Raw genomic sequence first — 23364 nt, forward strand, 5'->3', positions numbered from 1 at the left:
TGTCAATAAAAGTAAGTGATCACTTAATTTATACGTGTATGAGTTGTATACAATTAAAAAAACAGGTAAAAACTCGTTCCAAATAATCGGATATGCTGATAGCATGTTGCTTAAAAAAGATTATAGGCTCTTTTTGTCTCTCTTATTGAACTAACGGTTGCTTTAGTAGAAAAATCTTTGAGCTGTTTAGAAGGCTCTTTTTTCTTCTTCAACTAAAGGGAAGGTTAGTTGAAGAAGGATATTAAAACACCTCAATAGGGCTATTACTTCATTAGTAAAATTTGATGTCTGTAAAAGAACTGAGAGTTACATTTCGCTCAGCTCTTTTATTTTTTGTCTCTGTTTAATTAAATCGTTGATATATAATGAGCAGCATAAAGCTAAAAAAATGGCCGATATAATAAGTAAGGTTATGAAGACCAGGGAATTTCACTTTTCATATTAATTAAAAGGCATCCACTAATTGACTTATAGGATTTCCTCTATTAATTATGTGCAATATATAGACAACTTTGGGGAAAATGAGAGTTCTAATTATACGGAGTAGTTAAGATTTTTTTTGTGCTGTAAGATGCGCATCGAATGCATCAATAATGTGTAGAAAATGATCTGCTTCACGGTATACGTGGTCAGCAAGAAGAGGCGGAATATTACTTTTTATTCTACAAGCTTCAATTAAATCTCTAGCTGTTTTCTTGAAATCACGTAACGCTACGACAGATACTCGATTTTGATCAAGAAATTGGTCTAAGAGCGGTATTGTTTCTGATTGAGGGCGCATATGATCTAAATCTTGTGCCTGGAAAAGCAGTTGATCGAAATCATGACTGAAATCACGTGCCTGATCCACTAATTTTCTCTCAGAAGGGTCCAACAGGTGGCCAATGAATTTTGAATGGTCTGCCATAATTTTTAGGAAAAATACATTTTCTTTAATTATGGCTTCAGGTAATGGTATCAGAATACCTTCATTTAATTCTTTTAGTCGCTTCGCAAAATAATATGCCTCACGGCTAGTATGGTCAACTAATAATGGGATGTTGTTAGAAATTATTTTGCAACTTAAAATTAATCCTAGTACCTTTCGCTTAAATGCCCAAATATAAGAAACTTGTTGGTATACTTGAATGTTTAACTGCCTAATTACTTCGGGATCTGTTTTTTCATCATATCCACTAATTTGTTCTTCAATCCGTTCAAAAACTATAATAAAAGACTTTGCTTCTTGAATTAGTTCGGTCTGATCAGCTGTAAATCCAAGACTTAAAAAGAAAGCGTGTTCTTTCATAATTCGTGACCAAAATCGTATCTCCTCCAACGATTGCGTTACAAATGTAGGGATGGGATCTTCCTCCTCATTTTGTAATAACTATACAAATATATTCGAATTATTTAGGATTAATGAATTTAATCTAGGTATGAATATTTCGATATTCGTTTTGTGTAGAAATGGACAGTAAATTTAATTAAGGAGACAAAAATGTTTAAGACTATTAAATGGCGTATGCATATTAATGCAAAGTCAAAAGAAAAAGCTCAAAAGGTAATCAATCGAGTAAAACAAGAAATTGGGGAAATTGAAGTGTATCTCTACAACCATATTGGAAAGGTGTAACATTATTTGAGTTGAATTGTGAGACCCCACTCATGATTGATGAACCAGAAAAATCGGTGTTTGAGGTTCTACGATTGTCTAATCAAATAGGTAACGAAATATATGTCATAGGACCAATATTATATGAAAACAATCGTGTACAGTTTGAAGGGATTTGTTCATCTTCTAGTGTAGTAGGTATTCATTGGTTCCATTTCCGAATCGATAATTTTGAATAGTGGGCTACTATTAACGATTTGCCTTCCGAAATTAAACAGCTTAATTATTCTTGTTTCTAAATATATGTAAATTGACGATAGAGTTGTTAGCAAAGTATTTTGTATATAATGTTGAATTTTGATATAATCAAAAAATTATATTGGTCCTATTATTATTGAATAACAAGGCAATCAAAATAAGATGCCCTTTTTACTTGATAAATAACTAAGGAGTTATAGAGAGGGTGAATCAATTGACTAAAAACCTTAGACAATTGAAAAACGTTTCAGTGATCCTAACGCTTCTAACTTAGAAAATAATTTAGAAGCGAGGAATAGTTATATGAAAAATCACAGAATCATTAATAAACCATTTATTTTATTATTTATTAGCAACTTTTTAGTTTTTATAGGGTTTGAAATGTTGCTCCCTATTTTACCAGTTTATTTGTTAAGTATAAATGCATCTACCATTCAAGTAGGTTTAGTGACAACATTATTTACGATAGGTGCTGTTCTGATCAGACCTTTTGTAGGGTACTATTTAATTGATAACCAACGGAAAAGTTTAGCCATTGGTGCAAGTGCAGCTTTAATGATAATTACAATGCTGTATCCATTTCTTAATTTTGTATGGCTTTTTCTATTGTTACGAATTTTCCATGGTGCAGCGTGGGGGGTATCAACCACAGCCAATAGTACAATGGTAGTCGATTTAATTCCTAAGACAAGGTTAGGAGAAGGAATGGGGTATTTTTCTATCTCTACAACAGTAGGGGCTATCATTGCACCGAGTATCGGTATCCTTACCTATGAGTCTTTTTCCTTTGAAATTTTAATTTTTTCCTCCGTAGTACTTAGTTTATTGGCAGTAATTGCGCTTCAATTTGTAAAAGCACCTCCTACGACTATAAAGCGTGAGAAGCAACCATTTCGATTTTTGGATATGATTTTTGAAAGAGAAGTGTGGTTTCCAGCGTTACTGACAATTATTACAACAATTGGTTTTGGAGCGGTTATTACATTCTTAGTTCTTTTTGGAAAGCAGAAGGGGATAGATTATATTTTTCTATTCTTCCTTATCAACGCAACTGTAGCAACTTTAATACGTCCATTTACTGGGAAATGGTATGACAAAAAAGGACCGTGGTCTATTATCATTGTGTCAGCTATGTTCGGGTTTTTATCACTTGTTATGCTATCTTATGCATCAAATGATATTGGCCTGATTATAGCGGCGATTTTATTTGGCGCAGGTTATGGAACTGTTATGCCATGTTTACAAACATGGACGGTTCAAAAAGTAAGTGAAGAAAAAAGTGGCGCAGCAAACGCAACTTTCTTTTCTAGTTTTGACGTTGGTGTAGGAGTTAGCGCATTTGTATTAGGTATTTTAGCAGAATGGATTAGTTTAGAAATGATCTTCCGGATTGTTAGTCTAAGTTTTATTGTTGTTGCTTTTTTAGTCTATAAAGATTATTTAAATGAGAAAAAGATTAAAAATTTTTAAATAGAACTAAAACAAATCAAATCAATAATAAAGTAAAGGTACTAACTGGTGGCAACTCAAGGATAACTAACGGAGTTCGATAGATGGGTAAGGGGTTTGGTGTATACTAACCAACAATATAGAAATTTATAGTTGTAATAAACAAAAGCCGTTCATCTAGTCCTAACTTAGATGAATGGCTTTTTTCGTACTTTTAGATAGTAAGATACGCTATAACTATTTTGATTCATTCGTTTGTTTTTCAAAATCACATAGATCAATCCATTTCTGAATAGATAAAATGACATCATTAAATGCCAAACCATTTGGTGTTAACTCATATTCTACTTTTTTAATGGAAGAATCAATTAGCTTTTTATTGATTAAGCCAGCATCTACTAATTCATTTAAGCGTTCTGTTAATAAGCGGTCAGAAATTCCAGGAATTAAAGTGTGAATTTCGTGATACCGTTTAGGACCTGATAACAGAGAATAAATAATCATCCCCATCCAGCGTTTCCCGATAAATTCAATTGCTTGATGGTAGCTACTACATTTATGTGTACAATTCGGTTGAGTCATAAAACAACCTCCCGCATGTGAATGTATTTTCCTCTATTGTAACATATAAAACTTTTTTATTGACGTATAAACTTACTAATGGTAAGATTTATTCATCAACTTACCTTAAGTAAGTTTTAGGGGGAAATATAATGACAACTACAACAGGAAAAAGTTTATATACAATTATGGAAGACAGAAAATCAGTTCGTAAATACGATCCTACTTTTAAAATGACTCAAGCTCAACTTGAAGAAATCATTAAAGAAGCGACAAGTGCACCTTCTTCAAGTAACCTACAAGCATGGAGATTCCTTGTTATTCAAGATGAAGAAACGAAAAAAGAACTTCGCGCAATTGGTAACAATCAAGAACAAATTGAAACATCTTCAGCAGTTATTGCCGTTTTAGGTGATGCTGAAATGTATAAAAACGTAGAAAAAATCTACACACAAAATGTAGAAGAAGGACTTATGGGTGAAGAACAGAAGAACATCACAATCAACAATACAATGCGTATGTACCCAGCAGCACCATTAGAAGTAAGACAAAGTATCGCAACTTTTGATGCAGGCTTGATTTCTATGCAATTGATGCTGATTGCAAAAGAAAAAGGTTTCGATACAGTAACAATGGGCGGGTTTGATAAAGTGAAATTTGCAGAGCGATTTGGATTACCTGAGAATGAATTCCCAATCGTATTAATTGCTATCGGTAAAGCAGCAGCACCAGCATTTGGCTCATCACGTTTACCATTAGAAGATATTGCTCGTTTTATCTAAATAACATAGCAAGTTAAAGATTCAGCAGAAACGAATTTGTTTCTGCTGTTTTTTTGTGGAATTTTATAAAAATTGGGTGAAAGAGGGAAATAGCTTTATTAATAGAATTATATAAAGTACAAATTGAAGGGAGTTTAGATAATGAATAATAAATTAATGCGGGTTGGAACTACTTATATTCCAGTAACAAATGTAGAAATTTCGGCAAAGTGGTATGTCAATAATTTGGGTGCTGTACTTAGCTATCAAGACGAAGAGAAGGTGATTCTTAATCTAGCAGATCAAAGCTTTTTCTTGGTGAAAGCAGAAGGAAATCAAAGTTCGAATTTCATCGATAGTAACGGCAATGAACGTTTTTCGATGACATTTGAGGTAGATGGGTTCAGTGCTTTGGAGGAATTACATAACTTCTTTAAGGGAAGAGAAATGCAAGTTGGAAATATTGAAAATAGAGGACATGCTGGAAGAAACTTTGTTTTTGCTGATTTAGATGGGAATAAATTTGATGTGTGGAGTGAATTGAGTCTAAAATTTAAAGAAATCAAAAATTTGATTAGTAAATAGGTAATGCGCTTTTTTATCAAGCGTAGTTAATGAAAATCTGACATATATATAGGTAGGGGACATTATGCTACAATATTATTCAACTGTAAGTGGAAAAGGTAAAAAGGTTGCTATTTTTCTCCCTGGTACTGGATGGTTTGGAGGGATGGGGATGCCTATAGCGGATGCATTACAAAAGGAGTTTACTACACATATGATAGATCTTCCTGGTATCGGGAAGAGTACTGGGATTGAAGGCGTAGTGACAGAAAGGGATATGGCTGACTGGCTTCATGGCTATGTTGAAAAGAATAATTTGGATAAAGTTGCTATCATCGGCCACTCATTAGGTGGCATTATTGGTTTAGCATATGCATTCTATTATCCCAAGAAAGTAGATCGACTGATTCTTTTAGATATCGGATATGCAAGGGTTAATCGTTTCCCTGTTAAAATGTTCGGTAAAACTGGATACTTTTTACCCATTATAAGTATTTGCCATAAGTTATTTGGACAAGGTTTATTAGGGAAAGAATCGAATGATGAGCAAGTACCAAAGCCTAAAACAGAGGAAGAAATTAAGAAAGTTATTGAAAAGTTTAATTTTGAAGATAGTCCTTTTATTAGAGAAGCCATTGAAAACCAACGATCAAGTAATTTATCGGGGATTAGTTTGTTGTTAGCGGCTTATAGGAGCAATCCACCTAAAATCCTAAAAACAATTCAAATGCCTTGTTTGCTTCTTTACGGAAATCGAGAAAATAGTCCAGCAGCTGCACAACGAAAAGTAAAGAAAGAAGTAGAAGAAATAAAATCCAATCAAGTAAAAGTTCAGATGTTAAAGGGTGATCATTTTGCTCATGTACAGGATAAAAAAGCGATAGAGTATATTAATACTTTTTTGGCTTAACATGTAAGTGGATTTTTAAAAGTCAAAAACTTAATGGTGAAATAAATAAAATTAGTAAAAAAATGTAGACTATTTATCTTCAAATAAGAGGATAGATGGTCTAATTTTTTGAGTTGGTATTGTACAAGCACATATGGTAATGGCTGTTTTTTTGTTTTAATAATCTGTACATAAAAAAGATTGTTACTTTTTAAAAAATGAAGTGTATATATTTTTTAAGCATGTTACATTCGGAATGTACCAAATAAATCCAAAAGAAGAAAGGAAGAAAGAATATATGAAGTTTAAAGTTGAAACACTCCCTAACTATCGCTTGGCTTATGTACGACGTGTTGGTTCGTATGGTTCTGCAAATATTGATGTTATGGAGAAGTTGAAAAAATGGGCAAGAGAGAAAAATCTTTCGGCAATTATACTGGCAATTCAACAAGATAACCCTGAGACTACACTTCCTGAAAACTGTAGATTTGATGCTTGTATGGTGATTTCAGAGGATTATCAAATCGATGATTCAATTTGCGAAGGGGAGCTTGCTGGTGGAAAATACCTTATTTACGAAGTCAAACATACAGCAGAAGACATTCAAAAAGCATATACCACTATTTTTACTGATTTACAAAGCAATGGATATCAAATTGATAACAAGCCCATTTTGGAAAGATACTCTGAGGATATGGTTAACAATCAATATTGCGAAATATGTGTACCGGTAAAACCGTAATAGTTTGATTAGCTTTCTTTACTTGATTTATACTCCAGTATGACCCTGCAAATTTATTGACTATGTTTAAAAATAAAAAGCAAATTCGAAATATATATCGAATTCGCTTTTTATTTCGAGTGGCGAACAATTAATAATCGCCCCCCCTAAGGGTAATTTTCAAGTACGATAGAAATGCGTAGATTAAAATAAGTGATTAAAAGTTTACACAATAAATTTCGTAAACCAAGCTACATAATGAGCTCCTGGAATGAAAAAGACTTGTGCTAGCAATGTCCCGAACAATCGGGAAGTCATCATCATAATTGACATACCTTTAAGATTCGAATAACTGCCTCTTTGGTTAATGACGTCATCTGCAAGAATTGATATTCTTGGGTCAATAAAGATGATAAGCAAGATAGTAGCGACCCCGTTAATAAGACCGGAGGCCATAATGGCTGTTGCTTTTCTTTCTGGAGCGAGCAATCCCGCGTACAGAGCAGATAATACGCCAATTGTGTAGATAGCTGTGATGACCATATTGATGAAAAATAATTTTACTGGGATATCTTTTAATCGTATATCCTTTACATAAGAAATTTTTGGCAAGTGAATATGCTTTAGTCCGCGTTTTATGTATGCAAATGTGAAGCCCTTTTTAATCAACGACGGAATCGAGCCTCTTTCTTCAGCTAAATGGATAATTGCTCTAGAAAAAATGGCGATAAAAGTCGGGAGCAGTAGAATCCCGATGATAGTACCTATTGTGGAAGATGCAATAATGATCCTAAATTGACTTTCGACAAATTCTAGCGTATTTTCTTTTGGTGCTTTATCAATTAGGCTTCCAGTAAAAGGTTGCTGCATCATATTAGCAAGCCTTGATACCATGACCATCAAGTTGAATAAGGATAAAGCAGAAGCAAGCAGTTTAACCCTTGCACCGGATAATCGGACAGCGTATGCAAGTGTTTCGATACAATGGATAATCAGGATAAACAGTGCAATGAATATTAGTTTCTCAGTAAATAGTTCTGAAATAAAATCACCTTCTCTTAGATGATATATTAGCATAACCAAACGATAAAAACTGATTTTAGACATAAGCAAAGAAAAGATATTTTTATTGTTACCATATTTTGTTATTATTACATGTAACAGACTAATAAGTTTGTACCGAAAAATGTTTCGTTCTTTTTTGCTACACTCAAGTCTTAACTATAGAAGTAATTAATAGAGTGAATACTAATAATAAAAGTGAGGTGTAGCAGTGCAAGTATTAATTGTTCGTTATATTGCGTTGCTTTTTACGATTGGCTTATTTATATTACATATCTTGTTGAATGGTGGGTCCGTCACAAACGCATTCATTATAGCCACAGCTACTTTATGTTTATATTTTACAATCCCACTTAGTAAAATACCTATCATTAATTATCTCACTATGGTGTTATTAATCCCTATAGGAGTGGCACTTTCAATTGATGTTGTTTATCTATTGCCCATGCATGCTTTTTTTATAATGGAGGGTGCTTTTCAATTAAAACATCGGGAACACACATTATACATAATTTCGCTAGTCTTCGTTAGTGCAGCAATATCTTTATTAAATTTCATTCCTTTTTTAAGTTTTGTGTTATTTATCTCGATTTGTATAAGTTCTTATTTTGTAAGTCAACTTTTTTGGGACGTTAAAGAAAAAGGGGATCTTTATACAGGATTGCTAGGGGAATATCGAACGTTAAAGCGCTCTTTTGTAGAGCAAGAACAATTAGCTCGAGCAGAAGAACGTACGAAAATGGCTAGAGATATCCATGATTCAGTTGGACATAAGTTAACAGCTTTGTTAATGCAATTAGAGATTCTATCCATCGAGAATAATTTGAAAGGCATAAATGACATAAAAGAATTGGCTAGAGATAGTTTAGATGAAACGAGAAATGCAGTGCGACAGTTGAAAACGAGTGAAGTAAGCGGTATTCAATCTGTTATTCAATTAATACGAAAGCTTGAAATGGAGAGTCACTTACAAATTCGCTTTACGTTTGAAAAAGGTGTGTTAACTTTACCGATTTCCAATAAACAAAGTATTGTTCTCTATCGCGTACTCCAAGAAAGTTTGACGAATGCGATGAAATATAGTGATTCTAAAGAAGTAGAAGTAATCTTAAGACAAAATTCATTACAACAGGTTCATTTTATAGTGAAAAATAAAGTGTTGAAACTAAGAACTTTTGAATTCGGGTTCGGGCTAACGAATATGATAGGGAGAGTAGAAGAAATCGGAGGCGAACTTCGTGTCAATAGAACCGAAGATCATTTTATTATTGAAGGTACATTTCCGATAAAAGCGAGGGAATAGAGAATGATACATATTTTGATTGTTGAAGATCAGGCTATTGTGCGCAATGGGCTGAAAATGATTGTAGAGCAAGAGCCAGATCTCGAAATTGTTGCTGAAGCAAGTAATGGAGTTGAAGCACTGGCTGCACTTGAAAAGCATCATATTGATCTCATATTGATGGATGTCAGAATGCCAGAAATGAATGGGATAGAAGCAACGAAAAGAATCCGCAATCGATTCCCACAAATTAAAGTTTTAGTGTTGACGACGTTTGACGATGAAGAATATGCGTTCGAAACATTAAAAGACGGAGCTAATGGATTTTTGTTGAAATCCGCTGAACCTCATAAATTAATTAGTGCTATTCATAGTGTCCTTGAAGGAGGGCTCGTTTTACATGAGGATGTTGCAGCAAAGTTAATGCCTAAATTATTAAAAAAATCATCGCCATCACAACCAGTTCATACTTTAACTGAACGAGAGCTTGATGTAGTGAGGCTTGTAGGTGAAGGCAAGACTAATAAGGAAATATCAGAAGAATTGTTTTTATCAATTGGTACGGTTAAGAATTATATGACACATATTCTACAGGAACTTGATTTAAGAGATCGTACACAGCTAGCTATTTATGCTGTAAAAAATGATCTCGTATGAGTAAAGAAAGAAGCGGCGATGATTTCGTCGCTTTTTTATGTGACTAAGGTCATATCGATTGATGACGTTAGCTAGTCGGCAAGCAGAATGATTTTATTTATAGTGTAATTAAGGAGAGAGGGGATGTAATTTATGATAGAGGTAGTGGATTTAACTAAAACTTATAAAAAAGTAAATGTGGTAGATCATGTGAATTTATATATTGAACCAGGTGAGATTGTAGGATTACTTGGTCCAAATGGTGCGGGGAAATCGACCGCTATTGCTATGATATCAACGCTTATCAAACCATCAAAGGGTGATGTATTACTACACCAAAAAAGCGTTATAAATGATCAAAGTTCTTTGCGTGAGGTGCTGGGGGTCGTACCACAAGAAATAGCTTTATATAGTGATTTAACGGCTAGAGAAAATCTGCATTTCTTTGGCAGTATTCATAAAATGCCAAAAGATAAATTGAAAGAGAGAATTGAAATTGTATTACAAGAAATTGGCCTACAAGATGAAAATAAAAAACTCGTCAAACATTACTCAGGTGGTATGAAACGTCGTTTAAATATTGGTGTGGCGCTATTACATGAGCCTGAATATTTAATAATGGATGAACCAACTGTAGGGATTGATCCTCAATCACGAAATCACATTTTAGAGACAGTGAAAAAACTAAATGAACGATCCAATACAGCAATTATTTATACAAGTCATTACATGGAAGAAGTCGAATTTTTGTGTGATCGTATTTACATTATTGATAAGGGAAGGGTTATTGCATCTGGTACAAAGGAGGAGATAAAAACTATTCTGTCTTCTGAGAAAACCGTGCGTCTTAAACTTGAGAAACCTTCTAAACTACTTGTTGAGGATTTAACTTTGAATCCGATGTTATCAAATATATTAGCTAAGGATGCGGAGATTACTTTTACAGTAGCGAAAGATACAAACTTTCTACCTATGATCTTAACATTATGTGATCAACATCATGTGGCGTTAAATAGCTTTCAGATAGAGGAACCGAGTCTTGAAGATGTATTTTTACACTTAACAGGTAGAGCATTACGGAATTAGGAGGAGAGCTAATGTTTTTTGCGCTTATCGTAAAACAATTAAAAATATTGAGTAGAAATCCGTTAGAGTTGTTGGTTCTTCTGTTAATGCCTGTTGTATTAATTACAATTTTAAGTGTAGCTCTTGGACCAATAATGGATGGGAATAGTGAAATGTTAGATTTGGATATAGCTGTTATTCAACATGATGACGAAGAAGCGCAGCTCGAATCCTTTATAAAAAAGGCAAATGATAGCATGCCAATTGATGAAAAGTTGAAGGGAAATATAAAACAAATGCTTCCAGTAACGTTGTTGCTCGATCAATTAACTGGAAATGAAGAAATGAAGAAATTTGTAACAGTAAAAAAACTAAATGCAAATGAACTTAAAAAGGCAAGAAAAAGTGGAGATTATGACGTAATTATCGACGTTCCTAAGAATTTCACTGAACAGTATTTATCGTCAGTTTTTTTATCAGAAAGTAAACCTTCATTAAATGTCTTTTTAGATGAAGACCAGCCTATTACTTCATCGATTACTAAAAGCATGCTTGATTATTTCCAACAACAATATTCTTTACTAACACAGTTGAGTAGTTCTAGTAACTTAGATGCTGCAGTAACGATTCCTAAAATTGTAGTGGCGTCGGATATTGAGACAATAGCTAACCAAAAGAGTATCACATCAAAAATATATTATACGTTTAGTATGAGTGTCATGTTCATCTTATATATGGCTAGTACTATAGCAGGTTTGGCATTTTTAGAAAAAGATATGAATATTTTTGACAGGATTGTATTAGCACGGATTCATCCAATAACTTATTTAGGTAGCATCATTGTTTCAACTATTTTATTGGCATTGATTCAAATGACTATTTTGTTTACAGTTTCTCATTTAATGTTTGATATTCAATTTGAACAAATAGGATTATACGTGCTTATTACATTATTGCTGGCCATTATTATAGGGGCATTGGCAGCATTATTGTCATCGATTAATTATAGAAATAATTCAGCAGGAGCTTCAAATATATTTTCAAATGCAATAGTATCTATTCTTGCCTTAGTAGGAGGTAGTTTCATACCAGTAAGTGAGTTATCATCATTTTTAACTACACTTGGAAAATGGACACCAAATGGGGCAGCACTTGAAGCTTATTTGAAACTACAGCAAAATGCCACGTTTCTTGATATTCAAGAGCAAGCCTTCAATTTAAGTATGTTAGGTATAGTTCTCCTAGTTATAGCGATTGTACTCTTTCCTAGAAGAGGTGGCATATCATGATGAATATTTTAAAAACGAAACTTTTATTATTTAGAAGAAAGCCAGCTGCTTATATTGTAACAACTATCATCATTTGTATATTTACTTATTTTATGGGACTTGGTCAAGAAACGAAGGAGCCTATTGCTTTATTTTCTACACTAAATAACGAACAGAATTCGGAAATGATGAAAGAGTTAAAAAAACTATCGCAATATGATTTCACAATGTACCAAGAGGATAAAGCAATTAAGCAAGTCAAAGATGGCAAAGTTGATGTGGCTATTTCTTTAAAAGATGAAGGTTATAAATTAATTGTAGCACCAGATTTTATGAATGCTCCGATGTTGCACAATGAGTTGAATACGATTTATAGCCAAATATTATTAAAGCATGCGATTATTCAATCATCTCCAGATGAACAAAAAGAGCAAATAACAAGTAAAATTGAGAAAATTCAAGATGATCCAAGTTTTAAAATTGGCTATAAAAACTTGGGAAATGAAAATGCGTTAAAGTTTGATCAGAAGCTGCATAGCTTATTTGGTTTTACATTATTCATGGTTATTTATACTATTGCAAGTGGCGTCAATCATATCGTTATGGAACGTAGAGATAGGATTTGGGAAAGGATAACGGTGTCAGCTATTCCAAAATGGAAAGCCTATCTAGCGAATTTAACTTATAGTTTCTTGCTTGGATACTTGCAAATTACCCTCGTACTTTCTATATTCTATTTCGCTGTGGGCGTCGATTTCTATGGTGGCTACTGGAAGAGCTTAATTGTTGTCATTCCATATGTGCTTTGTATCGTATCACTTTCCATATTCATAGCTGCAATTGCAAATACACCTGGTAAATTTAATGCCTTTATGACAGTGTTAGCAGTTCCGTTAGCCATGCTTGGTGGAGCATACTGGCCACTTGAAATTGTAACATCGAAAATAATGTTAGCATTATCAAAAATATCACCGATAAAGTATGGGATGGATTTATTAAATGGCGTCACAGTTAATAGTAGTTCCATAACTGATTTACTTTTTCCATTTAGTATATTAATGTTCATGACAATCATCTTCATGGGTATTGGGATAAATGTGTTAGAGAAAAAAGAACAAATTTAATCTTGGAGAAGGGTGCTTACATTTTATATGTGAGCACCCTTTTTATAATTCAATATTCATAATCTACGGAATTAATTTATCAGTTGTTATGAAATAATTGGTATTATAATTAAATAATAATGTTTACTAAAACTGCGAACGTACTGGTGGGAGATTAAATACTATGAATGAACATTTAGCTGCTGATTTAATTTTAAAATATAAATTAACTTAAAGGAGGAAAACGTGGAGAATCAATGGTTGAAATCATTTATTAAAGCTGCAAAATATGAAAATTTACGTCTTGCTTCTGAAGAGCTATTTATTTCACAGCCAGCTGTGACTAAGCATATTCAAAGCTTACATATACAGTTGTTTGTTAGACAAAATAAATCCATTCGTTTAAATCAAAATGGCGAACTGTTGTCTCCTATTGCCCAGGAAATTATTGACACTTTTGAGGCGGGGATCCATCGGTTTCAGCAATATGTAGACGGCTTTGAGAGGGAGCTGAAGATAGCAGTTGCACCTTAAATTGCCGATTCTATGCTGCCATCTATTTTAAAACAATTTTCTAAACAAATGTCACATGTAAGTGTGCGTGTAGAAATCGTTAAATCCAATGAGATTGCAAAAAGTATTCACTCAGGACAATCTCATGTAGGTTTGTCAAAGATTGAGCCTGTATATCCTACTTTTTGAGGTCAGTGTTTAATTGTTGAGCTTATTGTTTGTGTTGGTCCAAAACATTTAGAAAGTATGGATATGGTAGAAATAATACGCCAGGAAAAAGTATTGCCTCATGAATATGCTCCTTATTGGGATGAGGTTAATCGTCAGCTGCAACAACATTTTCCTCATACTACTAATATAAAGGTGAATCAAACTGAGGCTATCAAACAAAAGATACTAGAAGGAATAGGTGTAGTATTTTTACCGAAAAGTGTAGTAAAAAAGGAGTTAGAAGATAACAGGCTAGCATTATTAGCGACAAATATACTCAATAACTGTACGTCTAAAAAGTATTTTATCTCAAAATATAGCTCAGAGGAGCCAGAATATCTTTATGAATTATGCAAATCTATTTATGGGATTTAAAAATTGAGGGATTGATAAAGCGAGTATATCTGACTTTAACTATCCCTGTTTTGTATATCGAAAATAGGCACTTATTTATGATCGATTAGCTCTTTAAGAATTTCAGCAAAGATGTCTGTCGTTCTATACTCTTCTTGTAGTGTATTTTCCACTCCACCAATTTGTAATAGTACCATGTTACTCAAGACGTCTTGGTTGTAGGTGTTTTGTTCCGTTGGGTTGTTTTTAATAACGACACCCCTTGAGAGACCGGGGTATTTTTTTTCTATTTTATTGTGAAGACGATTAGCGAACTTTAAATTTTTTTTATAGTTGACATTTGATTTAGAAATGACAAATTGTACTTTAGCAAAGTCTTTTCCTTTTATATTAATTGTTGTAACATCTCTATCAGCTGAATCCCTGTGTATATCAAATACCATTTGAATATTTTTGTTCTTTTTCAGCGTATCTTCTAGAACTTCTCTTGAAACTGTATACGTCTTATTAAGGGCTAGTCCTCTATCTTTTAGAATACTTGTAATATCTCTGGATTCTTGAATAGTCCTGATGTTGGTGGCATTTAAATTCTTACTTAGCCTTTTACCGACTAATGTAATATTTTTTATTTCATCATAAAAGCGATTTTGTTCTTTAACATCTATTTCTGAATAAAAGGATTCATAATTATGAGAATGATATATATAAATAGATGGTTCTTGTTTATTAACTATAGATGCAGATTGCGTTTTATCAATAGAAGATTGGGCGTGATCTATTACGGATGTACCTTTAAAGGATAAAATTGAAAAGATAGCTATAGCACATATGATTAATCCACTAGAGGCAATAGATAATCGTTTATAAGCCTTTTTTCTATTTAGCTTTCTTGCATTTTGTCTTAGTTTAGCTTCAGTAGTTGAAACAAAATCGGCTCTTGGGTTAAGAGGATACGTTTTTTTTATTAAATCAAATAAACCTTTATCCTTTTGCATTGATAAATACCTCCTCTATATCAGTATTTAATTTGTTTTTGAGCTCTTTTAATGCCCGGTGATAATCTACTTTTACTTTGGACTCACTACATTGCAGTATTTCAGCTGTCTCTTTAATAGATAATTCGTTTATACCTCTTAGAATAACGACTGTTCTAAAATTTGGTTTTAGTTTTGAGATAGCGACGTGAACAGATTTTTTTAGTTCGGACTGTTCGACTGATTCATTAGGTTCTGTGTCATTTGATTTAAGCTGCAAAAAGAATCCCTCTGTAAAGAGAGTGGCAAATCTTTTCTTTCGATAATGATCAACAGCTACATGTTTTGCGATAGAAAATATCCAAGTCTTTAAATTGTTTATTCTGTTAAGGCTAGGTAAATTATTCAAGACACGTAGAAACACCTCTTGCGTCATATCCTCAGCATCATTTTGATTACCTGAAAAACAAATAAGAAACCTATATACATCTAAGTAATGTTGATTGTATATATCAATAATACTGTCTTCCAAGTTCTCTTTATCGATCAAATTTCTCCCTCCTCAATTATGTATTCGTATATTAATCGTTTGAACTATAAGAAAGGTTACAATTATTTTCTATTATTTTGAATGAAATGTATATTTAGGATGATTGTTGCTTCTTTTAGTAGTGTAACATCCATATTCATTTGTAGTTTCACTTCTTTTTACAGATAGTAGAGGAGGAATAAAAAAAGTCGCCCAATTTTCAAATGGGCGACTTTTTTATTTTGTAGCTAATACACGAAGACGGTAATAATCCGCAATCCACTTTCGATCTTGATACAAAGTGATTTTTAAATGTGCTTCAGTTCGTTTAATAACATTTTCTTTTTCAATTTTGCTCAAATGCTCGAGTAGACTGTCACTAAATATATTCAGTCAGTTTAAAATACCGACTTCCCCAGATAATTCAGTAAGACGATTGGATAATTCTACATAGTGCACGTGAAAGCCATGTTCATCAAGTAAAGCAACATACTCGGCCACGCTTGGAAAATACCACGGGAACTTTTCTGCTTTGTATTCATAACTTAGTTCACTAAATGATTGTTGAATTGCTTCCACATTGGATGGGAAATTACCTTGCCCACCCATTTCAGCGACAAAACGACCACCGTCTTTTAATGCTTCATAAATACTTGCGACGGCCTTTTCTTGAGGTTTCACCCAGCAATGCGGCGTTTGAAAAAACTGCATCAAACTGTTTTGAATAGCCAAGGTGTTGTGCATTTTTGACGTGGACGGAAATATGATCAAATTTTTTGCTTGTTGTCATTCATTGATGCAGATTGATCAATCCCAATGACTTTTGCACCTGAATTGGCAATTTGTGCAGTTAAATCACCTTTACCACAACCGACATCTAAAATCTGTTCTCTTGCTTGTGGATTAAGAAACGAAATTAATCCTTCACCATATTTTAAACAAATTGATGCTTCGTATCATATAAATTTGCATTCCAAGTACTATTCTTTCTGCTCACTCCTTTTTTAAAGAAAACTTTACCACTAACTGGAACGATATAGAAATAATTAAAAATCGATTATTGATAACGAATTGGAAATAAATTGTGAATAAAGATCAGTTTCTATCGCGTTGCGAATTAATACTTTTAAAAAGTTCAATTCAATTTCACTAAATAAATACTAAGAATAAATCAATAGAAAATGAACAAATTAAGGTGGATGGAGGTGATTATAAATGGCGAATAACAATCAAGAAAAGAATAAAGCAAAAAAGAATAATAACTTAGGTCGTGAAGAATTTGGTTATGGGTTTGATTTGAGTCCAGATGACTTTGATGTGGTTGGACAAAATGATGAAGCACATAAACAACATAATCATGAAGATAAACAAAAACCGAATAATAAAAATAATGCTAGAAGAATAAATGAATAAGTAGTTGGATAGAGGAGTGCTACATATGAAACGATATTAAATTGTTTTATTATGTAGTGCTTTTTTATTTTGCATGTTTAAATTTTTGTATGAGAGCAGATAACTTTACTGTTATGAAAGTGGATGTTCTTGCAATATGCGCAGAATACTAAAGGGAAATTGAGAGCGTAATTTAAGGGGAAACGTTGTAAATATTCGATATCATATGTGTCTTATACATAAAATATTAGAACAATCTATATAATAGTTAATGTTATGAATACAAAGAAATTCAAATAGCGGTAAGGAAATTTTCAATAGTATGTGCACTAAGACTGAAAACAATGTGATGAGGTTTTTAAAGCATAATTTCAATAATAAAAGGAGGATATAATGAGAATAGGATACCGGTCTATTTCCGTAATAGTTAACTTATTTCTCGGCTATTTATCGTTTTTTATAGGTGTATTATGGTTTATGACTATAATGTACGCTTCGCATTCTTTCGGATTGAGTGTAGACTCTGCTTACGATGATGGTTTACTAGGTGTCTTTTTGATTATATCTATCATTGCTACAGCTATTTATATTCCTGCATGTATTAATTTAAACAGCATTATGAGGCCGAAATTAGAAATGAGAAGATGGAGTTTTATCACTTTTATATCCATAGTTTTCATCCTTGGTTTTTGTATTATTACCCTAACTATACAGTGAATTAGAATGGGTGAATAAAAAAAATGCTTTTTTTCATGACATGTAACAAGGCTATATAGCCCAGCACATCAAGCTTTTATAACTAATTTCTTTTGAGTTTGCTTTCGATCAATTCTATGGAAATAAAAAAAACCTCTAGTTTTTAAATAAGTAAAGTGCTATGGTATTTACATACAATATAATAATCCTTCGGGGTCGGGTGAAATTCCCAATCGACGGTGATAAAGTAAAACTTTTAAGCCCGTGAGCCTTTTTTAGGCAGGATATGGTGAGAATCCAAAGCCGACAGTATAGTCTGGATGGGAGAAGGATGTAAAGAATATCAAGGTCTTATTAAATTTATATAGATTTAATAGGTTTATTTAGCATTGATAATTTATGTCTCCTATCAAACTCCGTAGTGTTCTATGGGGTTTTTTGGATGCCCTAAAACTATATTGTATTGTTGTCAATTTCATATGTAATATCCTTCGGGGTCGGGTGAAATTCCCAATCGACGGTGATGAAGAAAAGCTTCTAAGCCCGTGAGCTTGATAAAAGCAGGATTTGGTGTGAATCCAAAGCCGACAGTATAGTCTGGATGGGAGAAGGATGTAAAGAATATCGAAGTCTTATTAAAAATTTTGTATTTTAATAGGTTTATTTGCTTATGATATTTTACAAAACTCCTATCAAACTCCTTAGAAATCTATGGAGTTTTTTTAATGATAAAATTAAATATGTATGTCCTTCGGGGTCGGGTGAAATTCCCAATCGACGGTGATGAAGTGAAGCTTCTAAGCCCGTGAGCTTGATAAGAGCAGGATTTGGTGCGAATCCAAAGCCGACAGTATAGTCTGGATGGGAGAAGGACAACTAGATCACACGCAATTCCTTTTGAAAAATAGTCTTTCATAAGGTTTATTTAGCGATGCGTTTATCTAAAATTCTCCCAAACTCCCTAATTTAATTAGAGAGTTTTTTATTTTTCAAAAAGGGAGGATTTTCTCTATGCATGACGAGTATTTTATGGATTTAGCATTGAAATTAGCAGCAATAGGTGAAGGTCAAACTTCGCCCAATCCTGTAGTAGGAGCGGTCATTGTAAAAGAAGGTGATGTGGTAGGTTTTGGAGCGCATCTTAGAGCTGGTTCTCCACATGCGGAGGTACATGCACTCAACATGGCTGGAGAAAATGCTGTTGGCAGCACAATATATGTCACATTAGAACCTTGTAATCATTTTGGTAAAACACCGCCGTGTACGATGGCCATTTTGAATGCAGGTATAAAAAAAGTAGTGATTGCAACACTCGATTCAAATCCCTTAGTAGCTGGAACTGGTGTAGCAAAGCTAAAGGATGCTGGCATTGAAGTGGAAGTAGGACTTTGTGAAGCCGAGGCTGTGAAATTAAATAAAGCCTATTTGTATTTTATGAAACAGAGGTTGCCTTTTGTCACGTTAAAGCAAGCAATTACATTAGATGGAAAGATTGCGACAGTTCATGGTCGAAATGAAAATATCACAGGTAAAGAAGTTCTGAAGGATGTTCATCGCAAAAGAGCGCGAACCGATGCAATCCTAGTTGGAGTTGGCACGGTGCTAAATGATGATCCATTACTAACAAACCGATTAGCAGAAAGTAAAAAGCAACCAATTCGAATTATTTTGGACACGCATTTGAGAACCCCTATAAATGCTAAGGTTGTCACCGATCAAAAAACGCAGACATGGATAGTTGTTGGGTGTGAAGTTACTTCTAATCAAATCACAAGCTTTGTACAAGCCAATGTACAAATCATTCAACTAAAAACAAAAAAAATCGCAATCCAGGACGTCCTTCAAGAGCTGGCACGGCGAAATATCGTCACGCTTTATGTGGAAGGGGGGCAGCGTTTAACTACGAGCCTTGTCAATTCAGGTCTAGTTAATGAAATGATTACTTACATAGCACCAAAAATAGTAGGTGATCATGATGGAATTGGAATGTTGGAAGATTTAGGCGTAAAAAGCATGGCCGAGGCTATCCCACTAAAACTGCAGCAAGTGGATCGAATTGGTAATGTGATTAAAGTGATTTCGAGAGTGGGGGTATAGCGTATGTTCACAGGGATTATTGAGGCAAAAGGTAAAATAACAGAGCTGAAAAAAGATGCAGAGAGTATGAAGCTTATTATTGCAGCTCATGACATCATGTCGGATATGAAAATTGGCGATAGTATAGCAGTAAACGGGGTATGCCTTACCGTTTCGCATTTTACTCCTCATGAATTCAGTGTAGATGTCATGCCAGAAACGGTCAAAGCGACAACAATTCACTCCTTAAAAGTAGGGCAGTTGGTAAATTTAGAAAGAGCAATGGCTGCAAATGGGCGATTTGGCGGTCACTTCGTTTCAGGTCATGTTGATGGGACAGGGACAATTGTCAGAAAAACAAAGCAAGCAAATGCAGTTTACATTGACATCGCTATCTCTAGAGAACTGAGTCATTTTTGTATATCAAGGGGTTCCGTAGCCATTGATGGAACAAGCTTAACGATTTTTGACAAACAGCCTGAAAAACTGACTGTATCTCTTATTCCACATACGTATCAAGAAACGATTTTCGCACTAAAGGAAACCGGACAACAAGTGAATATCGAAACGGATATGCTAGGCAAATATATTATTCATCAATTACAGAATAACGATAGTACTTCAGCAATTACAATGGATTTTTTACAAAGAAACGGATATTAAAACGGGCGGTGTATAGCAATGTTTCACTCAATTAAAGAAGCGTTAGAGGATTTAAAAGAAGGCAAAATGATAATTGTCGTTGATGATGAAAATCGTGAAAATGAAGGGGATTTAGTAGCACTTGCAGAATATGCAACGCCAGAAAATATTAACTTTATGGCAACACATGCAAGAGGTCTAATTTGTACACCGATTACAGAAGAAATCGCAACAGAATTGAATTTACATCCTATGGTATCCAATAATACGGATCACCATCAAACGGCATTTACAGTAAGTATTGATCATTCTAATGCAAAAACCGGTATTAGTGCATTTGAGCGTTCGCAAACGATTCAACATTTATTGAATCCCAATGCATTAGCCGCTGATTTTAAAAGACCGGGTCATGTTTTTCCGTTAGTTGCTAAAAGAAATGGCGTATTAGAAAGACCTGGTCATACAGAAGCGGCAGTTGATTTGGCAAAAGCATGCGGCGCTATTCCAGCAGGCATTATCTGTGAAATAATGGGTGATAGCGGGAAAATGTCAACTGGACAAGAGCTAATAGACTTTGCCAAAAAACATCAATTAAAAATCATTACGATTGAAAGCTTAATTCAATATCGTTACATCCAAGAAGAGATTGTCACTAGAGCAGCTAATGTGCAACTTCCGACTAGCTATGGCCATTTCAATTTGATTGGCTATGAAAACGACATTGATAAGTTCGAACATGTGGCACTAGTAAAAGGGGACGTAAGCATTGTAGAAGCTCCGATTGTTCGTGTTCACTCATCATGTCTAACTGGTGATATTTTTCATTCGGAAAGATGTGATTGCGGCCCTCAATTAGAACAGGCCTTAAAAGTCATCGAGGCTGAAGGGGCAGGTGTTGTGTTGTATATGCAGCAAGAGGGTAGAGGTATCGGTTTGATTAATAAACTACGTACTTATGAGTTACAAGAGCAGGGCTTTGATACAGTTGAAGCCAATGTAAAGTTGGGCTTTCCTGCAGATGCACGTGATTATGCATTAGCAGCTCAAATGCTAAAAAATTTAGGCATATCGAAAATCCGCTTGTTAACGAACAACCCGGATAAAGTTCAAAACCTAGAAGCATACGGTATTGAAGTTGTTGAAAGATTGCCAATTGAAATTGAAGCTGTAGCGAGCAATTTGTTTTATTTAGAAACTAAAAAAGAAAAGATGAATCATCTTATTTCGTAAAGGGGATCTTAAAATGGGAAAAGTATTTGAAGCACAATTAATTGGAACAGATTTAAAAATTGGTATTGTAGTAGGTCGGTTCAATGAGTTTATCACAAGTAAATTACTAGGTGGCGCAATGGACGGCTTAGTACGACATGGCGTTTCAGAAGATAATATTGATGTTGCATGGGTTCCTGGTGCATTTGAAGTACCCTTTATAGCAAAACAGATGGTAGAGAAAGGTGACTATGACGCTGTAATAGGTTTGGGGACGGTCATTCGTGGTTCCACTACGCATTATGACTATGTGTGCAATGAAGCGGCAAAAGGAATTGCCAATGTTTCGTTAAATACAAATGTTCCCGTCATTTTCGGTATAGTCACAACAGAAAATATTGAACAAGCAATCGAACGCTCAGGTACGAAATCAGGCAATAAAGGCTATGATTCAGCAGTTGCCGCGATTGAGATGGCTAATTTAAAGCGTCTATTTTAAAAAAAAGGCACTTCTACGATATTGTAGAAGTGCCTTTTATATATCAGCCATTATACAAGCCGCTTGCATCCATTAACATGAGAATTAAGGGTATGATACCTAGTGTGAAGCAGGTAATCGTTACTATTTTTGCTTGTCTAGCTTCTCGTTTATTTCCTTCATGAAGGTGTTCTATAAATGAAATTTTAAAATAATAGCTCAATATTAAAAGTAAGATAGGACTATACATAATTATTGTACCCAAAATATCACCTCCATTTCTAAATTTATCTTACATATAATTATATCAAAATATAATTGTATAGAAAGCATTCGTTTACAGTTACAAGAGAACAGCACCTCCAATTGTAGACTAAGTCTAACAATTGGAGGTGCTGTTCCTTTGGAATAATTCATCTCAAATAGATAAGTTCTTTATTATCACACGAATTCTCATTGGAAAATCAATGTACTAAATAGAAGGAATTATTCTTAATTGTAATTCGAAGATTAAATTAAAATTTAAGTTCATTTTCAATTTTCTCTAGTATCTTTTTTACTTTCTCTCTTGTTTCTGGATTAGTTGGATCTAAGATAGACCCTTCTGGAATATTCGCATGATCTCCATTATAATCGATTTTTTTATCTGATTTGAATAAGTCTATTTCATCAATGCTTTCATCTTCTAACTCACCAAATGCAGCAACAATGCGTAATTCATCATTTCCTTCATCAATAAACGTTAATTTAGAACTGTAAGTACCTAACTCTTCTTGATCTGCTAAGTGGTGACAAACTATTTCTAAAATATCATCTGCATTTAATTTAAAATAGTGATGCTTTTTATCGTTTTTTTCATTTTTCATTTTAATTTAAACCACCTAAAATAATTTAAAAGCTACCAAATATCAACTTTTCCCTATTACTCAGTTGCTTTACCTAAAGCAATTCTAATTACTGAATCTTTTTGTGATTTCTAAAGATTACTACTCATTTTAACAAATGGATGTAAATAAGTATAAGGAATGCTGTAAACTAAGAGAAAAGTAACTCAATATTAATCCTACAGGAATCGAAT

30 protein-coding genes and 3 riboswitches are annotated in these 23364 nt (G+C 33.7%); of the genes, 21 read left to right on the forward strand and 9 right to left on the reverse strand.

The features are described 5' to 3' along the window. Nucleotides 1-547 precede the first annotated feature (547 nt). Entirely contained in the window at nt 548-1288 is a 741-nt protein-coding gene (locus ACQKM9_RS16290) for a DUF2935 domain-containing protein (RefSeq protein ID WP_427735485.1), read from the reverse strand. A 192-nt stretch (nt 1289-1480) separates the two neighbouring features. Here ACQKM9_RS16290 and ACQKM9_RS16295 point away from each other — a divergent pair, with 192 nt between their 5' ends. The 3 genes from ACQKM9_RS16295 to ACQKM9_RS16305 all read left to right on the forward strand — a co-directional run bounded on the left by ACQKM9_RS16295 (nt 1481) and on the right by ACQKM9_RS16305 (nt 3322). Beyond that, nucleotides 1481-1615, forward strand: a complete 135-nt coding sequence (locus tag ACQKM9_RS16295) for a hypothetical protein (RefSeq protein ID WP_427735412.1) — start codon at nt 1481-1483, stop codon at nt 1613-1615. Between the two features lie 32 nt (nt 1616-1647). Further along, a complete protein-coding gene (locus tag ACQKM9_RS16300) occupies nt 1648-1833 on the forward strand; it encodes a hypothetical protein (RefSeq protein ID WP_427735413.1) in 186 nt (61 codons plus the stop codon). Nucleotides 1834-2155: 322 nt separating this feature from the next. Continuing rightward, the gene (locus tag ACQKM9_RS16305) at nt 2156-3322 is read left to right on the forward strand and encodes an MFS transporter (RefSeq protein ID WP_427735414.1); all 1167 of its coding nucleotides are present in this window, start codon (nt 2156-2158) and stop codon (nt 3320-3322) included. A gap of 216 nt (nt 3323-3538) precedes the next feature. On the opposite strand, the gene ACQKM9_RS16310 is transcribed toward ACQKM9_RS16305, so the two are convergent. Next, nucleotides 3539-3883: a winged helix-turn-helix transcriptional regulator gene (locus ACQKM9_RS16310; protein WP_245639435.1), complete on the reverse strand. Its 345-nt coding sequence runs from the start codon at nt 3881-3883 to the stop codon at nt 3539-3541. A 131-nt stretch (nt 3884-4014) separates the two neighbouring features. On the opposite strand from ACQKM9_RS16310, the gene ACQKM9_RS16315 reads away from it, so the two are divergent. The 4 genes from ACQKM9_RS16315 to ACQKM9_RS16330 all read left to right on the forward strand — a co-directional run bounded on the left by ACQKM9_RS16315 (nt 4015) and on the right by ACQKM9_RS16330 (nt 6818). Beyond that, nucleotides 4015-4644, forward strand: coding sequence for a nitroreductase family protein (locus ACQKM9_RS16315; protein WP_427735415.1), 630 nt, complete (start codon nt 4015-4017; stop codon nt 4642-4644). Nucleotides 4645-4785: 141 nt separating this feature from the next. Next, entirely contained in the window at nt 4786-5208 is a 423-nt protein-coding gene (locus tag ACQKM9_RS16320) for a VOC family protein (protein ID WP_427735416.1), read from the forward strand. A gap of 64 nt (nt 5209-5272) precedes the next feature. After that, a complete protein-coding gene (locus ACQKM9_RS16325; RefSeq protein WP_427735417.1) occupies nt 5273-6097 on the forward strand; it encodes an alpha/beta fold hydrolase in 825 nt (274 codons plus the stop codon). Nucleotides 6098-6374: 277 nt separating this feature from the next. Beyond that, nucleotides 6375-6818, forward strand: a complete 444-nt coding sequence (locus ACQKM9_RS16330; protein ID WP_427735418.1) for an AraC family transcriptional regulator — start codon at nt 6375-6377, stop codon at nt 6816-6818. A 204-nt stretch (nt 6819-7022) separates the two neighbouring features. Here the strand turns inward: ACQKM9_RS16330 and ACQKM9_RS16335 are convergent, their stop codons facing one another. Then, nucleotides 7023-7874 carry a lipid II flippase Amj family protein gene (locus ACQKM9_RS16335; protein WP_427735486.1) on the reverse strand — a complete coding sequence of 284 codons (852 nt, stop codon included), beginning with the start codon at nt 7872-7874 and terminating at the stop codon, nt 7023-7025. Between the two features lie 196 nt (nt 7875-8070). On the opposite strand from ACQKM9_RS16335, the gene ACQKM9_RS16340 reads away from it, so the two are divergent. The 8 genes from ACQKM9_RS16340 (at nt 8071) to ACQKM9_RS16375 (ending at nt 14311) form a co-directional block, all read left to right on the forward strand. After that, nucleotides 8071-9162 carry a sensor histidine kinase gene (locus ACQKM9_RS16340; RefSeq protein WP_427735419.1) on the forward strand — a complete coding sequence of 364 codons (1092 nt, stop codon included), beginning with the start codon at nt 8071-8073 and terminating at the stop codon, nt 9160-9162. 3 nt (nt 9163-9165) lie between these two features. Next, nucleotides 9166-9798: a response regulator transcription factor gene (locus tag ACQKM9_RS16345; RefSeq protein ID WP_427735420.1), complete on the forward strand. Its 633-nt coding sequence runs from the start codon at nt 9166-9168 to the stop codon at nt 9796-9798. A gap of 132 nt (nt 9799-9930) precedes the next feature. Next, nucleotides 9931-10863 (forward strand): ATP-binding cassette domain-containing protein, encoded by a 933-nt coding sequence (locus tag ACQKM9_RS16350; RefSeq protein WP_427735421.1) that lies wholly within the window; start codon nt 9931-9933, stop codon nt 10861-10863. Nucleotides 10864-10874: 11 nt separating this feature from the next. Beyond that, a complete protein-coding gene (locus tag ACQKM9_RS16355; RefSeq protein ID WP_427735422.1) occupies nt 10875-12131 on the forward strand; it encodes an ABC transporter permease in 1257 nt (418 codons plus the stop codon). Further along, a complete protein-coding gene (locus ACQKM9_RS16360; RefSeq protein ID WP_427735423.1) occupies nt 12128-13234 on the forward strand; it encodes an ABC transporter permease in 1107 nt (368 codons plus the stop codon). The genes ACQKM9_RS16355 and ACQKM9_RS16360 overlap by 4 nt, the downstream gene beginning before the upstream one ends. 225 nt (nt 13235-13459) lie before the next feature. Next, on the forward strand, nt 13460-13747 hold the full coding sequence (locus ACQKM9_RS16365; RefSeq protein WP_427735424.1) for a LysR family transcriptional regulator: 288 nt from the start codon (nt 13460-13462) through the stop codon (nt 13745-13747). A gap of 12 nt (nt 13748-13759) precedes the next feature. Next, nucleotides 13760-13915 (forward strand): hypothetical protein, encoded by a 156-nt coding sequence (locus tag ACQKM9_RS16370; RefSeq protein ID WP_427735426.1) that lies wholly within the window; start codon nt 13760-13762, stop codon nt 13913-13915. Nucleotides 13916-13939: 24 nt separating this feature from the next. Beyond that, a complete protein-coding gene (locus ACQKM9_RS16375) occupies nt 13940-14311 on the forward strand; it encodes a LysR substrate-binding domain-containing protein (protein ID WP_427735487.1) in 372 nt (123 codons plus the stop codon). 71 nt (nt 14312-14382) lie between these two features. On the opposite strand, the gene spoIIP is transcribed toward ACQKM9_RS16375, so the two are convergent. The 5 genes from spoIIP to ACQKM9_RS16400 all read right to left on the reverse strand — a co-directional run bounded on the left by spoIIP (nt 14383) and on the right by ACQKM9_RS16400 (nt 16737). Then, entirely contained in the window at nt 14383-15285 is a 903-nt protein-coding gene (spoIIP, locus tag ACQKM9_RS16380; RefSeq protein ID WP_427735427.1) for a stage II sporulation protein P, read from the reverse strand. Beyond that, on the reverse strand, nt 15272-15814 hold the full coding sequence (locus ACQKM9_RS16385) for an RNA polymerase sigma factor (RefSeq protein WP_427735428.1): 543 nt from the start codon (nt 15812-15814) through the stop codon (nt 15272-15274). Before ACQKM9_RS16385 ends, spoIIP begins: the two co-directional genes overlap by 14 nt. 216 nt (nt 15815-16030) lie before the next feature. Further along, nucleotides 16031-16153: a hypothetical protein gene (locus ACQKM9_RS16390; RefSeq protein ID WP_427735429.1), complete on the reverse strand. Its 123-nt coding sequence runs from the start codon at nt 16151-16153 to the stop codon at nt 16031-16033. 33 nt (nt 16154-16186) lie between these two features. Further along, nucleotides 16187-16504 carry a hypothetical protein gene (locus tag ACQKM9_RS16395; protein WP_427735430.1) on the reverse strand — a complete coding sequence of 106 codons (318 nt, stop codon included), beginning with the start codon at nt 16502-16504 and terminating at the stop codon, nt 16187-16189. A gap of 56 nt (nt 16505-16560) precedes the next feature. Continuing rightward, a complete protein-coding gene (locus ACQKM9_RS16400; RefSeq protein ID WP_427735488.1) occupies nt 16561-16737 on the reverse strand; it encodes a class I SAM-dependent methyltransferase in 177 nt (58 codons plus the stop codon). A gap of 271 nt (nt 16738-17008) precedes the next feature. Here ACQKM9_RS16400 and ACQKM9_RS16405 point away from each other — a divergent pair, with 271 nt between their 5' ends. From ACQKM9_RS16405 to ribH, 6 genes are all read left to right on the forward strand, one after another. Further along, the gene (locus ACQKM9_RS16405) at nt 17009-17206 is read left to right on the forward strand and encodes a hypothetical protein (protein ID WP_427735432.1); all 198 of its coding nucleotides are present in this window, start codon (nt 17009-17011) and stop codon (nt 17204-17206) included. Between the two features lie 372 nt (nt 17207-17578). Then, a complete protein-coding gene (locus tag ACQKM9_RS16410; RefSeq protein ID WP_427735433.1) occupies nt 17579-17902 on the forward strand; it encodes a hypothetical protein in 324 nt (107 codons plus the stop codon). Between the two features lie 181 nt (nt 17903-18083). After that, nucleotides 18084-18217: riboswitch (FMN riboswitch) on the forward strand. Between the two features lie 147 nt (nt 18218-18364). Then, nucleotides 18365-18498: riboswitch (FMN riboswitch) on the forward strand. A gap of 126 nt (nt 18499-18624) precedes the next feature. Then, a riboswitch (FMN riboswitch) is annotated at nt 18625-18758 on the forward strand. Between the two features lie 134 nt (nt 18759-18892). Beyond that, on the forward strand, nt 18893-19978 hold the full coding sequence (gene ribD / locus ACQKM9_RS16415; RefSeq protein ID WP_427735434.1) for a bifunctional diaminohydroxyphosphoribosylaminopyrimidine deaminase/5-amino-6-(5-phosphoribosylamino)uracil reductase RibD: 1086 nt from the start codon (nt 18893-18895) through the stop codon (nt 19976-19978). 3 nt (nt 19979-19981) lie between these two features. Next, nucleotides 19982-20620, forward strand: a complete 639-nt coding sequence (ribE, locus tag ACQKM9_RS16420) for a riboflavin synthase (protein ID WP_427735435.1) — start codon at nt 19982-19984, stop codon at nt 20618-20620. An 18-nt stretch (nt 20621-20638) separates the two neighbouring features. Further along, nucleotides 20639-21829, forward strand: a complete 1191-nt coding sequence (locus ACQKM9_RS16425) for a bifunctional 3,4-dihydroxy-2-butanone-4-phosphate synthase/GTP cyclohydrolase II (RefSeq protein ID WP_427735436.1) — start codon at nt 20639-20641, stop codon at nt 21827-21829. A gap of 13 nt (nt 21830-21842) precedes the next feature. After that, nucleotides 21843-22307, forward strand: a complete 465-nt coding sequence (gene ribH / locus ACQKM9_RS16430) for a 6,7-dimethyl-8-ribityllumazine synthase (RefSeq protein WP_427735437.1) — start codon at nt 21843-21845, stop codon at nt 22305-22307. A gap of 494 nt (nt 22308-22801) precedes the next feature. Here the strand turns inward: ribH and ACQKM9_RS16435 are convergent, their stop codons facing one another. Continuing rightward, nucleotides 22802-23152, reverse strand: a complete 351-nt coding sequence (locus ACQKM9_RS16435) for a hypothetical protein (RefSeq protein WP_427735438.1) — start codon at nt 23150-23152, stop codon at nt 22802-22804. Nucleotides 23153-23364 lie beyond the last annotated feature (212 nt).

The organism is Viridibacillus sp. NPDC093762, assembly GCF_050279675.1.
Lineage (GTDB): Bacteria > Bacillota > Bacilli > Bacillales_A > Planococcaceae > Viridibacillus.

Bases quoted from the DNA above. Each gene is read 5' to 3' on its own strand.
- ACQKM9_RS16330 (WP_427735418.1), top strand. From the start codon at position 6,375: ATGAAGTTTAAAGTTGAAACACTCCCTAACTATCGCTTGGCTTATGTA.
- ACQKM9_RS16395 (WP_427735430.1), bottom strand. From the start codon at position 16,504: ATGCAGTTTTTTCAAACGCCGCATTGCTGGGTGAAACCTCAAGAAAAG.
- ACQKM9_RS16290 (WP_427735485.1), bottom strand. From the start codon at position 1,288: ATGAAAGAACACGCTTTCTTTTTAAGTCTTGGATTTACAGCTGATCAG.
- ACQKM9_RS16305 (WP_427735414.1), top strand. From the start codon at position 2,156: ATGAAAAATCACAGAATCATTAATAAACCATTTATTTTATTATTTATT.
- ACQKM9_RS16425 (WP_427735436.1), top strand. From the start codon at position 20,639: ATGTTTCACTCAATTAAAGAAGCGTTAGAGGATTTAAAAGAAGGCAAA.
- ACQKM9_RS16405 (WP_427735432.1), top strand. From the start codon at position 17,009: ATGGCGAATAACAATCAAGAAAAGAATAAAGCAAAAAAGAATAATAAC.
- ACQKM9_RS16295 (WP_427735412.1), top strand. From the start codon at position 1,481: ATGTTTAAGACTATTAAATGGCGTATGCATATTAATGCAAAGTCAAAA.
- ACQKM9_RS16355 (WP_427735422.1), top strand. From the start codon at position 10,875: ATGTTTTTTGCGCTTATCGTAAAACAATTAAAAATATTGAGTAGAAAT.
- ribH (WP_427735437.1), top strand. From the start codon at position 21,843: ATGGGAAAAGTATTTGAAGCACAATTAATTGGAACAGATTTAAAAATT.
- ACQKM9_RS16300 (WP_427735413.1), top strand. From the start codon at position 1,648: ATGATTGATGAACCAGAAAAATCGGTGTTTGAGGTTCTACGATTGTCT.
- ACQKM9_RS16310 (WP_245639435.1), bottom strand. From the start codon at position 3,883: ATGACTCAACCGAATTGTACACATAAATGTAGTAGCTACCATCAAGCA.
- ACQKM9_RS16335 (WP_427735486.1), bottom strand. From the start codon at position 7,874: ATGCTAATATATCATCTAAGAGAAGGTGATTTTATTTCAGAACTATTT.
- ACQKM9_RS16435 (WP_427735438.1), bottom strand. From the start codon at position 23,152: ATGAAAAATGAAAAAAACGATAAAAAGCATCACTATTTTAAATTAAAT.
- ribE (WP_427735435.1), top strand. From the start codon at position 19,982: ATGTTCACAGGGATTATTGAGGCAAAAGGTAAAATAACAGAGCTGAAA.
- ACQKM9_RS16320 (WP_427735416.1), top strand. From the start codon at position 4,786: ATGAATAATAAATTAATGCGGGTTGGAACTACTTATATTCCAGTAACA.
- ACQKM9_RS16360 (WP_427735423.1), top strand. From the start codon at position 12,128: ATGATGAATATTTTAAAAACGAAACTTTTATTATTTAGAAGAAAGCCA.
- ACQKM9_RS16410 (WP_427735433.1), top strand. From the start codon at position 17,579: ATGAGAATAGGATACCGGTCTATTTCCGTAATAGTTAACTTATTTCTC.
- ACQKM9_RS16315 (WP_427735415.1), top strand. From the start codon at position 4,015: ATGACAACTACAACAGGAAAAAGTTTATATACAATTATGGAAGACAGA.
- ACQKM9_RS16325 (WP_427735417.1), top strand. From the start codon at position 5,273: ATGCTACAATATTATTCAACTGTAAGTGGAAAAGGTAAAAAGGTTGCT.
- ACQKM9_RS16370 (WP_427735426.1), top strand. From the start codon at position 13,760: ATGCTGCCATCTATTTTAAAACAATTTTCTAAACAAATGTCACATGTA.
- ACQKM9_RS16350 (WP_427735421.1), top strand. From the start codon at position 9,931: ATGATAGAGGTAGTGGATTTAACTAAAACTTATAAAAAAGTAAATGTG.
- ribD (WP_427735434.1), top strand. From the start codon at position 18,893: ATGCATGACGAGTATTTTATGGATTTAGCATTGAAATTAGCAGCAATA.
- ACQKM9_RS16345 (WP_427735420.1), top strand. From the start codon at position 9,166: ATGATACATATTTTGATTGTTGAAGATCAGGCTATTGTGCGCAATGGG.
- spoIIP (WP_427735427.1), bottom strand. From the start codon at position 15,285: ATGCAAAAGGATAAAGGTTTATTTGATTTAATAAAAAAAACGTATCCT.